Genomic DNA, 12581 nt, shown 5'->3' with positions numbered 1-12581 from the left:
TTGCCTAAGTATCTATTCTTAATAACTGGTTTTTGGATTCTGATAGGCTTAAATCCGCCTATGCGAAACTATAAAATTAGCGGTTATGCGCAAGGTACAAGTTATAATATAAGCTACTTTGCCACAGATAGCGTGGTTACAAAATCACAAATCGATAGCATTTTAAATGTTATCGATTTGTCTATGTCTTTATACAAACCGAATTCTACAATAATTAGCTTTAATAATGCTGAAAAAGGCATTTTGATTGATCAGCATTTTGTTAATGTTTTCAAAAAATCGCAAATAATAAATCGAGAAACAAATGGAATTTTCGATGTAACAATTGCTCCTCTAGTACAATATTGGGGTTTTGGACCAAAGCCGGTTACCAACAAACAACAAGAGCAACCAGTAAACGAAATACTAGCTCAAGTGGGCATGGATAAAGTCCAGTTATCAGGAAATCTTCTCCAAAAATCAAATCCTAAGGTTACGATAGATTTAAACGGTATTGCGCAAGGTTATACTGTTGATGTTATTGCCGATTTTTTCGAAAAAGGTAAAATTAAATCTTACGTGGTTGAAGTTGGCGGTGAGATCAGAGCTAAAGGTCCGAAGCCAGATGGTAAGCTAATGCGGATTGGTATTGAAGGTCCCAGCGAAAACGATTTTACAGAACCTGCCATAAAACATATCATCGAATTTAAGGAAGGTGCCGTAACTACATCGGGCAATTATCGCAAGTTTATAAGCAAAGGCGATAAAAAAATCTCTCACCTTATCAATCCTAAAACCGGTTATCCGTTTCAAAACGAAATGATAAGTGTAACAGTGTTTGCTAAAAGGGCTATCGATGCCGATGGTTATGATAACGCCTTAATGGGCATGGGATTAAAAGAAGCTATGAAGTTTCTTGCAAAGAAGAAAAACCTAGAGGCCTATATCATCTATAAAAATAAGGATGGGAAAATTACTGATACGCTAACTTCCGGCTTTAAGAGGATGATTGTTAAATAAGTAAGCAGTATTTTTAGCAAACTAAAACTATAAAAGTTGCGGTTGTGGCTAAGCAAATATTAGCCGTTTGCCATAAATTTTACAAATCAAAAAGATAAAATTTCCTAATTTGCTCGCCTAACATTTTTTATGAGCAGCGCAGCTAATTTGTATTACACCGATCAAGTTTACGAGAAAACCGGACTACCTGAGCTCGGTAGCAGAGAAACGCATTTCGATAATTGCACCTTTAAAAACAACGACTTTACTGATGCCGATTTTTATGGTTGCAACTTTATAAACTGTACTTTCGATAACTGCAATTTGAGCATGGTTAAATTCGTTAACAATGGGTTTGATAAAGTTCAATTCTCTAACAGCAAAATGGTTGGTGCCGATTTTTCCAACGCTAAAGATTTTCTTTTTGGTGTAGATTTTGACAATTGCATTTTAGATTATATAGCTTTTATGAAAAGGAAAAACAAAAAAGCAAAGTTTGTTTCTTGCTCATTAAAAGGCGCTGATTTCTCGGAGGCAGATTTAAGCTCTTCGGTTTTTAACAAATGCGATTTAAATACTGCAGTTTTCATGCAAACCATTTTAACGGGTGTAAACTTTGCAACTTCATATAATTACACCATTGATCCTGAAAGAAATCAAATCCGCAAAGCGAAATTTTCTGTACAAGGTTTGCCAGGCTTATTAGCTAATTACGGCATCATTGTTGAATGAAAAACAGCATAACACAATAACCTAGAAACGTAAATCGTTTTTAAATTTTAACACACGTATGAATAAAATCTTTTTTAAAAGAGCACTTGCAGTAGCATTTATTGCAACAATGCCTTTTTTTGCAACAGCTCAAGAACGTAAGGCCAACTGGCAAAATTTAGATCTAAAAACCGATTCAGTTTTTGGCATAAGCACCGAAAAAGCTTACAAGGAATTATTAAAAGGCAAAAAATCTACACCAGTAATTGTTGCCGTTTTAGACGGCGGTGTGGATATTAATCACGAAGATTTAAAACGTGTAATCTGGACCAACAAAAAGGAAATTGCAGGTAATGGCGTAGACGATGATAAAAATGGCTACATAGACGATGTACATGGTTGGAATTTTATTGGTGGAAAAGACGGTTCTGTAGAGTTTGAAACTTTAGAGCTTACTCGCTTAGTTCGTAGAGACGCAATACGCTTTAGAGATGTTACGCCTACTACCAACGATATGCTGGAAACGGATAAAAAAGAATATGATCAGTTTCTTAAAAACAGAGAAGATTTTGAAAAACGACTTGCCACCGCAAAAAGTGATCTGCAAGGAATAGGTGGTTTTAAAACAGTTTTAGATCAAGTTGTTAAAAAAATTGGCAAGGAAAATCCTACTAAAGAAGACTTTTCTAATTTCAAAGCGCAAACTGGTCAAGAAGAACGTTTAAGAGCAACTATGTTAGAGATTTTAGATGAGGTTGATTTTAAGAAATTTTATGATAATGACATTTCTGGCGGTTACAAACAAGCCTATGAGATGGTTAACTATAATTTAAATTTAGATTACAATCCGAGAACTGTAGTAGGAGATAATCCTAACGATAGTAAAGAGCGCTTCTACGGCAATAAAGATGTTAAGGGACCTGATGCATCGCATGGATCGCACGTTGCAGGTATCATTGCAGCAGACAGAACAAATAGTTTGGGTATAAAAGGTGTTGCAGATAATGTTTTAATAATGGGCGTACGCAATACTCCAAACGGCGACGAACGTGATAAAGATGTAGCTAATGCAATTCGTTACGCGGCAGATAATGGAGCGAAAGTTCTGAATATGAGTTTCGGTAAATCGTATTCTTGGGATAAAGCGGTAGTAGATGAAGCTGTAAAATATGCAATTAGTAAAGATGTTTTATTAGTTCAGGCTGCGGGTAACGACAATGCGGATATAGATGTAGAGCCAAATTATCCTTCTAGAAAATTTTTGGACGGTACCATTGCTGGTTCATGGATTGTAGTTGGTGCATCAGATGAAAAAGATGACGAAACTTTAAAAGCTGGTTTCTCTAATTTTGGTAAAACCGCGGTCGACGTCTTTGCGCCAGGTGTAAAGATTAATTCAACTGTGCCAGATAACAATATCTACAAAGAAGAAAATGGAACAAGCATGGCCGCACCAGTGGTAAGTGGTTTAGCTGCATTAATACGTTCTTACTACCCAAAATTAACTGCGCCACAGGTTAAGGATATTATTCTTAAATCTGTTGTAAAAGTAAATCGCGATGTTAAGAATATGAAAGATGGAGCACCAGTAACAGTTCCTTTTGCAAGTTTAAGTGTAACTGGAGGTATTGTTAATACCTATAATGCATTGAAATTGGCAGAAACGTATAAGTAAAATTGATTGATAAAAAATGCCTGTGATTTTTAGGTCACAGGCATTTTTTTGTTTAAAAATTAACCGATTGCCTGATATATCTCCGCGAATAACAAACCGCTTCCACCTCCGTAATGCTTCACAATTGGTAGTCGAGGTCTTGTTGCCGATACATGTCGTTTTAATTCCATCTCCTCCCTTTCATCAAGACCCGCACCAATCAGTACTAAGCTCAATTCTCTGTCGTCGCAAAGCGAGCAGGCCTCTGCATAATTATTTGCAATAACGGCAAGCCATCTTTCGTTTTCATTAACCAATCTGGCAATAGTTTGCATTATTGGTTTGTTCGTTCCCACAACAAGTATCTCTACCTTTTTCATCTTAAAACTTCATCGGAACTTCCATCAACAAAAATTCTGCATCGGTATCGGCTTTAACTTCGAAGCTAGCTGTTTCCCAAATTCCAAGCCCATCTCGGGTTTCCAATTTTTCGCCATTAACTTCAACTTCGCCTTTTAATACAAAAATGTAAACACCGTTTCCCTCTTTGTTTAAGGTGTAAGTTTTATTTATGCCAGCATTAAATTTGGCCATATTAAACCAAGCGTCTTGGTAAATCCATACGCCGGCGTCATCTTCGTTAGGTGATAAGATTTGAACAAACTCATCTTTAACATCGTTCCCGTTCAATAAAATCTGATCGTATCTAGGCGTTACATTTCGTTTGTTAGGGAAGAGCCAAATTTGTAAAAACTTAGCAGGATTTTCAGGGTCTGCATTGTACTCAGAATGGTAAATGCCTGTTCCTGCACTCATTACCTGAATTTCTCCAGCTTTTATGGTTGCGGTATTTCCCATGCTATCCTTATGCTGTAAATTGCCTTCTAATGGAATAGAGATAATTTCCATGTTATCATGCGGATGTTCTCCAAAGCCCATTCCGCCCGTAACTATATCATCATTTAAAACCCTTAATGCACCAAAATTTATACGTTCTGGGTTGTAATATCCAGCGAAGCTGAAACTTTGATAACTTTTTAACCAGCCATGATCTGCCACCCCTCGGGTGTTAGCTTTGTGCAATACTGTTTGTGCCATAAGTTTTGTTTTTTATTGATACAAAGATAAGCCTGCCCATAAGCCTGTGCATTGATGTAGGATAAGAAGTGTTAGTATAGTTGCCAGTTACTAGTTCTCAGTTTTTAGTCTGGAGTCTCGAGTTCTCAGTCCAAGGTGTAAACAACCAATAATCAACCAACTAAAAAACCAGCCTACTAACTATATTTTACTTTTCGCCAACTTTTTTAGCGGTGTAAAAAACTTATCTTTATTGCAATGATAAACCGAGCCAAATATCAAGCTGCAAAAATTGTAGCGCCAACAATAGAAGCACACTTTGCGCAACATTTAGCAGAGGCAAATGCAAAAGGCGAATTGGATTTGGCGCCTCAGCCACCGGCAAGGGTAATTGAAGCAATTTTAGACGCGGCTTTTTGGTCGAGTTTAAGGAAGGAGGAAGGGCATTCGCCAAAGATTTCTATAGCATTTATACCACCAGAGCAAGCTGGAAACCCTCTATTACTTAAGCAAGTTTTACCCTTAAACCCCAATGTGCTTACAAAAATGGCGCCTGGCGTAGAGCGTGGTGGGATACATATTGGAGTTTGGCACGATGGATATAATTTACACGTTTGGGGAAGCACATTAAGTATTCCCAACTATTGTTTCGTAGTAGATGTTTCTGAACCCGGATTATTGGTAGTTAAGCACAGACGTATTTATGGTTTTGGCAAATACACCAACGTTGCGGTTTTAAAAGGCGACCAGATAAAAATAGTCGACGAAAAAGGAGCGGTTGGCTCTGACAGTCCACCTATTTTATTGTCGTTATTAGATCTTACTGCGCATTCTTATTGGAATGATTCGGCAAATATTCTTATCCAACTGGCGGTTTCTATGCGTGCCCACGGTAGAGGCGGAGCCGTTTTAATGGTTCCAAAAGATACAACAGAATGGGAGCAATCTGTAATACATCCGATAGGGTATTCTTTAACACCGCCATATAAAGGTTTAGCACAGTTAGTTAGTAAAGAAGGGAAAGATGCTAGCGAAATTTTTTGGCAAAGTTCCTTAAAGCGTGAAGTAGATCACTTGGCCGGTTTAACCGCTATAGATGGGGCAACCATTATTAACGATAAGTACGAACTTTTGGCTTTTGGTGCAAAAACAGGTAGGGCAAACAGCAATGGGCATATACAACAACTCTCGTATGCCGAACCAGTGAGTGATGGTGAGGCAAAAGTTTTACATCCGGCAAAAATTGGCGGAACCAGACACTTATCGGCCGCACAGTTTATTTTTGACCAGCGAGATGCACAAGCTTTAGTAGCATCACAAGATGGGCACTTTACCGTTTTTAGCTGGTCGCCAACCTTAAATATGGTGCAAGCGCACCGGATAGATGCATTATTATTGTAGTCAGGTTATGCAAATACTACCGATCCGATAATAGTAATAAGAAACAGAAAAAGCATTACCAAACGATCGCCTTTAATTCTATCTGCTTTAGTTAACGGTTTTACGATTTTTTCTTCTTTATGCCTTGCATAAGTAGTAGAAGTTGCTTGTAGTTTTATAATCATAGGTAGATGATTTTTTGGTACGCCTCATATAAAACAAACTCTGCGCCAAGCGATAATCATTTTGTTAAAATGTTGATAACTTGTGTTTTTCGTTTACAAAAATGAAATTTATTGGGTATTTATACTTGTTAAAGCTACGTAATCTTACTCCTGCTATTATAATTACTGTCCTTAAATTATTCGCTAAGTTGTACGAATAATAAAAGAAAGCCGACGAATCGTAGCGAAAATTACCTCAATAATAACTCTGTGTTTTAAAGCAAGATTGGATGAATATCTTTATTTATCAATTTTAATTTTTAAGGAAAATAAAATGGTAAAAAATCGATTTTTCGCAAGCAGGTGCCTTTTCATTGCTTTAGCTTTTATGAGCGTTCTAATATTAAGTTCTTGCGTTTCGCGACTTAGGCGGCCAGAAATTACTGGCGTGATTGTAGACTATGATAAAAACCCGATCCTAAACTGCAAGGTCGGTGAAGTATTAACGGATAAAGATGGAAGATTTAAATTAGTTGAAGAAAGCTATAATGCATTTTTTTTAACTGAAATGTTTGCCATGGAAGCACCGCCATTAATGGTGACAGAGATGATAGAAAAAAAAGGATTCGAAAAAGACTTCATTTCAATACATAATTCAAGGGGCGGTGGACGAAGGAAGGGTGCAAAGTATAAGATCGATACCATTTTTTTGAAGAAGGTTAATCAAACTTTTGATGTATCAGCTTTGCTAAAAAGTAGCGATTGGAAATTAGGCTTTAACAAAAATGCAGATACTATTTATTTAGTTAAAAATGGCTTTCGAGAGTGGTGCAAAACCGACAGATGCAGTCCTTTTTATAGCGAGTATCAGGCACTAACTGATAATTACTACTCCGGAAGTAAAAATTTACCAGAGGGAATGATTAGACGAATAGTAGATGTGAAGTTTGATGCCGAAAAATCTCCGTTGAAAATAAAAATGGTTTGTGAATATCGTAGCACATTTGATGGGCCAAACCGACCACCAGATACCACAATAGCAAAAGGAAGTTATCGGGTTTTAAGCAACAGCAAAATGATTTTGGATGCGGGTAATATTAAACAGCTTTCTGGTAATTACAATATCTCAGAAGTTGATTTATTTCAAATGAAGCTAACGAGGGAGAGATGAAAACGATAAACTTAGTCTTTTGGTCTAGCAAACGTTGTTTTTTGTCGAACTAAAACCGACATTTTTTTCATAAAAAGAATCATTCTAATTCCGATAAAATCTTCTGAAAATATGGAACAATTAAAAGAGTTTAAATCGTTTTTAATACCACAGAAAAATATTAAAACTAAAAAATTTAATGGAACAGAAATTTGGATTAAGTAGTAATCAAATCAGAGCAAAAAGACGTTTGTCATTATTTTTTCTATTCGTTTTTTTTGTGATTTCAGCCTGTAAAAATGGAAAATCTCAATCAGATAAAAAGGATGGGAACCATAAAATTTATCATAAGAATGGAAAGCTTTGGATGGATGAAAATTTTAAAGATGGAAAGTTAAATGGCAATAGGCTTACGTATTACGATAATAGTCAGTTGCGTACAAAATCGAATTTTAAAATGGGTGTAATGGTTGACAGTTTAACTGTTTATCATCCAAATGGAAAATTGAGATTAAAGAGATTTCTCGATTCGAATAGTAGGCGACAAGGTAAGGACGTATCTTATTTTGAAAACGGACAGATAAGCCAGCTGGAATATTATATAGATGATAACGAAGATGGTTTATCTACATTTTATCATGAAAATGGGCAGATAAAATCTACAACGGTTTACAAAAATGGCGAAAAAAATGGTGTTGCAAAATCGTTTGATGCTAATGGTAAACTTTTAAAAGAAGAATACTATGAGCACGACAAGCTTGTTCCAGCTAAAGGTGTTAAGAAGTTGTAAATTATTTAATTTCATGCAATTTATGGGCGAAAATGAAATGTTTAGTCGCCAACATTAACCTTTGAACTATGATTAAGTTGGTAAATGTATTTTTTAAGGACATAAACAGAAATCAATTTTTTTCGACTTTAAAAAAGTTGATGATTATTGTTTTTTCCAGTTCCTTTTTGGCATTGATTGACGGCGGCGGTCCATTTTTAATTCCTCTTGTTTTTGGCTCATTTATCGTTTATCAGTTTTACGAAGAGAAGCAACGTATAAAATTTCTTGTTTATTTTTTGCCTTTTATATTTGTGACAATATTTTTTACTGCTGGTGGCGGATTTTTTATTCTTCAGTGTTTTGATGTGGAAACAACACTACCCAGAGGTGATTTTGGATGGATGTTTGTTGGTGTTTGGAGTTCTTACATCGTTCTACTTACTATTTGGGCTTTATTTAAAGTTAAAATCAAGTTTATCCACTTTGTGTTATTAACGATTTTGATACCAATACCTTATTTACTTGGACTAGATGGTACAGTTGAAAAAGGGAGTATTTATTTTTTCTATCTTTTATGGAATACTATGCTTTCTATTGTCTTAAGCTTAATGTTCTCACAAAAAAAAACCTAACAACGTCAGTTTATTTAGTAAGTAAAACCGATGACACTACTTAAAATATCCCAATGAATATCTATCAGAAAAACGGCTTAATAGTTTTGTCATTGATTATTGGCTTTGTAATAAGTATTGCCTATGGATACTGTTTTCGAAATTTCATAAATCAGCCTAGTTTTACCGCAAAAGACGTTGAATATAAAATGCTGTCTGAAGGAATTAAATCTGATAAGTATAGCGTTTCTCCGCTTTTTAAAAATGTTTACGGCATAACTCTTTCAGCACCTTACTATTTCCATGAAAGAAAAAACGTAATTTTTATTGGTAATCACGGCGATAAAAGCGAGCATTCATTTTATAAAATAGATAGCCTAGGGAATTTAGTTGATAGTATTAGGTTCAGTAAGGATCATAGTACGACTATTTTTGGAGAGTATATTTTACAAAATACCGCATTTTCTAGTTGGATAGTTGACGGCGATACCACTAGGAAAACTTACGTAGAATTTAATGCCGATGCCGATTGGACTGAGCTAAAGGTTGAAGCTGAATTTGATCGTTTAAAGCAAAAAGCAAAAGATGTTTTTTATTTCAAATATGAGCGGTTGTGGGATTATAACGACCCCCGAAAGGAAAGTAAAATAGACAAAGCAGTTTTTTTAATTGATGGTAAATGGCATGCACTTTACGGAAAAAACCTATATGTAAATTTAGATGATCTCCCAGATAACGCATTGCCAAATCTGATGTTTAGCAACAACAGTCTCGATAAACCAAATCCAATAGCATACGTTGCCGATTTTCAAAAAATAAATCGTGTTAAAAAGAACGAATGGTTAGGTTTTGCTTATATCAATCTATTTTATAAAACGGACACCATCAAAATAAAAACTAAAATGGCTCAAAATGAAAAGCCGAAAAACACACAGGAAAAATACCCTACATACAACATGGCTTATTATAAACCTGAAGGCTTGCCTTATGTGATATTCGCTCAGGATTATGTTTATTATATTATTAAAACTAGAAAATAGTAATGAAAATAAAATTGCCATTTTTAAAAGCCTTCATCATTGCATTAATCATTACCGTAGGTTTTTTGATTTATGTTTTTAATAATCCAGAATTAAATAGGGGTTATGCCGGGCTGTTTTTTTTAAGCATTAGTCCAGCTGTTTTAATAGGTATAATCGCTTATTGTTATATCATTAAATTTCTCGATAATACAAGGCTGTTGGCACCTCATTTCATCTTCAGGTTTTCGGTTCCTTGTTTAGTGATTTTTTTAATCATTTGGATTGCTGTAAACACAGGTGATGAACCATGTATTGAGGCTTTTCAACAGTATGATTTTAAAGAGTACATCAATTACTTCTTTAATTTCGCTATAGCGGTTTATTTGCCATTGGCCATTGTGTTGTTGGCAATTACAGGAATGTTGCACATCGGCAATGATGAGGTTAAAGGCGATAAAAAAATAGAGTAAAAATTATGAAAAACTATTCAGTGTTGTGCATTTTGTTCGCTCTGCTATTTACCAGTTGCAATGCAAAACCGAATCCAGTAAAAACGGTTCAAAACCAGATGAAAAATGTGTCAAATTTTGATGCATCGACCAAAACAATTCACGTGTTTGTAGCGCTTTGCGACAATAAATATCAAGGTATTGTGCCCGTTCCAAAGGCTATTGGCAACGGTCAAGATCCGGCAAATAATTTATACTGGGGATGTGCTTATGGTATTAAAGGATATTTTAAAAAAAGCAAGGAATGGAAGTTGTTAAAAACCCAGAAGCTAGATAAAATACGGATGGAACGATTGGTTTTTAAACACATTAGCAAAAATTACTACTTAGTTGCAGATGCATACGATGGACAGTATATAAAAAAAACAACTACTGATTTTCTTTACAGCGCCGCCGGAAAATTAAAGGACACCGTTAAGATAAACAAAACAACTATTGGTAAAAATGGCAATGCCAAAATGGTGGCTTACATAGGGCATGATGGTTTAATGGATTTTCAACTAAATGAAAATTTTAGCAATGCTGATGGTAAACAGCGTGATGCGATTATTTTAGCCTGTATTAGTAAGAAATATTTTGCGCCACATTTGGCACAGGCAAAGGCAAATCCATTGTTGTGGACAACCGGGTTAATGGCTCCCGAAGCATATACATTGCACGATGCTTTGAGCAGTTACATTGCTGGCGGAACAGCGGAGCAAATTAGAACGAAAGGGGCAATGGCCTATACAAAATTTCAGAAATGCAGTTTAAAAGCATCTAGAAATTTATTGGTTACAGGTTATTAAATATTCACTCAAACAAATAATAAATAAAACACAACGTATTTCTTTAAAGCATTCACGAATAATAAAACAAGGTGTATTTAAGACAGTAATTTTTATAGTTTTAGATTACCTATTTAAAACTACATTTATGATTATTTTTGGAACACGTACAAAATTCTTAAACGGCAGTACCGCCACCGCTAATTGCAACCATTGCGGTTCTACACAAACAGTAAGACTAAGTTTCGCTTTAAATTATTTCCATATTTTTTGGATACCAATGTTTCCGCTAAGCAAAACCGGTATTAGCCAATGCGGTCATTGTAAGCAGGCGCTTTATGCCAACCAAATGCCCGATGGATTAAAAGCTGTTTATAACGAAGAAAAAGCAAAAGTTAAAACGCCATGGGGCTACAGATTTGGTTTGATTTTGATTGGCTTATTTGTCCTTTTTGTAATTGCCGTTATCGCAACCAGCAAAAGATAATTTTTTGCTTTATTGATGAAAATGGAATCTTCTCGATTTTATTTTTTTGCATGACGGAAACCATTATATAAGAGGAAAACAGTACAAAATAAAGTGGACTAAACAATAAGAAACATCAACCTGTAATTATGAAAAAGATATTTTTAACCCTTTTACTTTTTGCAACAGCCAACGTAGCGTTTGCACAACAAAAGTATTATCCTTTTAGCATTAACGGTAAACACGGAATTACCGATAATCTGGGTAATGAAGTTATGAAACCTACTTATGCTTTCGCCACGGAAATTCCGGCCAAAGGTCAGATTTATCTTCAAGATTTTAGTGATAGGCCCGATATCATTTTTAATAACAAAACTGGCGCAAAGCAGCTCTACGAACGTATTTTAAACAATCAAGTTCAGATAAAAGATGTTGGTTACTCTGTAATTACCAATAAAGGTAAAAAATACCTTTTAAGCGAGGAAAATGAAAAAACCATTCCAATTACAAGAGATTATGATGATTTCAAAACAATTGGACAGGTTATCATCGCTGATTATGATGCTCAAGATCCTTATGTTTCTGGTGGAAAGGATAAAAATGGAATTCCATTGCCTCCAAAAATTAGAGGAATGAAAAAACATTATGTGGTATTGGCGAATGATTTAAGTTTAAAAACAATTGTAGATAAAGGTTTTAATAAATATTTGCCGCTTTATAAAGTTGATGAGGATGAGGAAGATAAAGGAATTGTAAGAATGGTTACAGTTAAGCTTGAAGACTTTAATAAGAAACCTAATTTTGATTATATCATACTAAGCCAAGGCAACAACCATAAATTATACAATGATAAAATGGTTTTGGTTAAAGCTTTTGTTTTGGCAAAAGCCGATGAAGATATGCTGTTAGATTTTTGCGAGAAAACGTTAAAACAAAACCTGAGTACCACTTCTGAAAATAGCGTTGGTGGAACGGTAAGTGCGCCACCAATGATGGTGGGGCCAAGTATGGGAAAAAGTAAAAATCCGACGGCAGAACCAGAAGAGAAAAGGCCATTTAAGCCTTACTTCTTCACCAAAAAAATAGAAAATGGCAATACAATTTTTGCCTTGCAAGAAACGGAAGAGATTAGTAAAAGAATTTTTGAAGCTAAGCCAACATCTACAGTAAAGTTTTATAAATCTGATAATTACATAAATATTAAAATTGCGGGGAAAGAAGACAGCCGATTTTATTTCGATCGAAAAACCGGAGAAATTTTCTTGCCTAAGGCTTATTTAACTGGTTTGGGGATTACATTGATTTAATTTTCTTAAAAAA

15 protein-coding genes are annotated in these 12581 nt (G+C 35.1%); 12 read left to right on the top strand and 3 right to left on the bottom strand.

The features are described 5' to 3' along the window. The first annotated feature begins 60 nt into the window (after nucleotides 1-60). The 3 genes from DUT69_RS16645 to DUT69_RS16635 all read left to right on the top strand — a co-directional run bounded on the left by DUT69_RS16645 (nucleotide 61) and on the right by DUT69_RS16635 (nucleotide 3364). Entirely contained in the window at nucleotides 61-999 is a 939-nt protein-coding gene (locus tag DUT69_RS16645; RefSeq protein ID WP_240186745.1) for an FAD:protein FMN transferase, read from the top strand. Nucleotides 1000-1128: 129 nt separating this feature from the next. Beyond that, a complete protein-coding gene (locus DUT69_RS16640) occupies nucleotides 1129-1710 on the top strand; it encodes a pentapeptide repeat-containing protein (protein ID WP_113654387.1) in 582 nt (193 codons plus the stop codon). Between the two features lie 58 nt (nucleotides 1711-1768). Continuing rightward, on the top strand, nucleotides 1769-3364 hold the full coding sequence (locus DUT69_RS16635; protein WP_113654386.1) for a S8 family peptidase: 1596 nt from the start codon (nucleotides 1769-1771) through the stop codon (nucleotides 3362-3364). Between the two features lie 59 nt (nucleotides 3365-3423). On the opposite strand, the gene DUT69_RS16630 is transcribed toward DUT69_RS16635, so the two are convergent. Continuing rightward, nucleotides 3424-3723 carry a hypothetical protein gene (locus DUT69_RS16630; protein WP_113654385.1) on the bottom strand — a complete coding sequence of 100 codons (300 nt, stop codon included), beginning with the start codon at nucleotides 3721-3723 and terminating at the stop codon, nucleotides 3424-3426. A 1-nt stretch (nucleotide 3724) separates the two neighbouring features. Then, complete coding sequence (locus DUT69_RS16625) at nucleotides 3725-4441, bottom strand: pirin family protein (protein WP_113654384.1); 717 nt, start codon at nucleotides 4439-4441, stop codon at nucleotides 3725-3727. Nucleotides 4442-4678: 237 nt separating this feature from the next. On the opposite strand from DUT69_RS16625, the gene DUT69_RS16620 reads away from it, so the two are divergent. Then, nucleotides 4679-5821, top strand: a complete 1143-nt coding sequence (locus DUT69_RS16620; RefSeq protein ID WP_113654383.1) for a putative sensor domain DACNV-containing protein — start codon at nucleotides 4679-4681, stop codon at nucleotides 5819-5821. A gap of 5 nt (nucleotides 5822-5826) precedes the next feature. Here DUT69_RS16620 and DUT69_RS19315 read toward each other — a convergent pair whose 3' ends face one another. Continuing rightward, nucleotides 5827-5985: a hypothetical protein gene (locus DUT69_RS19315; protein WP_162796347.1), complete on the bottom strand. Its 159-nt coding sequence runs from the start codon at nucleotides 5983-5985 to the stop codon at nucleotides 5827-5829. A gap of 367 nt (nucleotides 5986-6352) precedes the next feature. Between DUT69_RS19315 and DUT69_RS16615 the strand changes: the two genes are divergently transcribed. The 8 genes from DUT69_RS16615 (at nucleotide 6353) to DUT69_RS16580 (ending at nucleotide 12568) form a co-directional block, all read left to right on the top strand. Then, the gene (locus DUT69_RS16615; RefSeq protein WP_162796346.1) at nucleotides 6353-7135 is read left to right on the top strand and encodes a hypothetical protein; all 783 of its coding nucleotides are present in this window, start codon (nucleotides 6353-6355) and stop codon (nucleotides 7133-7135) included. 178 nt (nucleotides 7136-7313) lie between these two features. After that, the gene (locus DUT69_RS16610) at nucleotides 7314-7904 is read left to right on the top strand and encodes a toxin-antitoxin system YwqK family antitoxin (protein WP_113654381.1); all 591 of its coding nucleotides are present in this window, start codon (nucleotides 7314-7316) and stop codon (nucleotides 7902-7904) included. 68 nt (nucleotides 7905-7972) lie between these two features. After that, nucleotides 7973-8518 (top strand): hypothetical protein, encoded by a 546-nt coding sequence (locus DUT69_RS16605; protein ID WP_113654380.1) that lies wholly within the window; start codon nucleotides 7973-7975, stop codon nucleotides 8516-8518. A gap of 53 nt (nucleotides 8519-8571) precedes the next feature. Continuing rightward, nucleotides 8572-9537 carry a hypothetical protein gene (locus tag DUT69_RS16600; protein WP_113654379.1) on the top strand — a complete coding sequence of 322 codons (966 nt, stop codon included), beginning with the start codon at nucleotides 8572-8574 and terminating at the stop codon, nucleotides 9535-9537. Nucleotides 9538-9539: 2 nt separating this feature from the next. After that, nucleotides 9540-9989 carry a hypothetical protein gene (locus DUT69_RS16595; RefSeq protein ID WP_113654378.1) on the top strand — a complete coding sequence of 150 codons (450 nt, stop codon included), beginning with the start codon at nucleotides 9540-9542 and terminating at the stop codon, nucleotides 9987-9989. A gap of 5 nt (nucleotides 9990-9994) precedes the next feature. Next, nucleotides 9995-10816 (top strand): hypothetical protein, encoded by an 822-nt coding sequence (locus DUT69_RS16590; RefSeq protein WP_205314294.1) that lies wholly within the window; start codon nucleotides 9995-9997, stop codon nucleotides 10814-10816. A gap of 127 nt (nucleotides 10817-10943) precedes the next feature. Beyond that, entirely contained in the window at nucleotides 10944-11282 is a 339-nt protein-coding gene (locus DUT69_RS16585; protein ID WP_113654377.1) for a zinc-ribbon domain-containing protein, read from the top strand. Between the two features lie 128 nt (nucleotides 11283-11410). Beyond that, a complete protein-coding gene (locus DUT69_RS16580) occupies nucleotides 11411-12568 on the top strand; it encodes a hypothetical protein (RefSeq protein WP_113654376.1) in 1158 nt (385 codons plus the stop codon). Nucleotides 12569-12581 lie beyond the last annotated feature (13 nt).

The organism is Pedobacter namyangjuensis (genome assembly GCF_003313325.1).
Lineage (GTDB): Bacteria > Bacteroidota > Bacteroidia > Sphingobacteriales > Sphingobacteriaceae > Pedobacter > Pedobacter namyangjuensis.
Note: the sequence above shows the minus strand (reverse complement) of the source record. Positions and strands in the feature narration are given on the sequence as shown.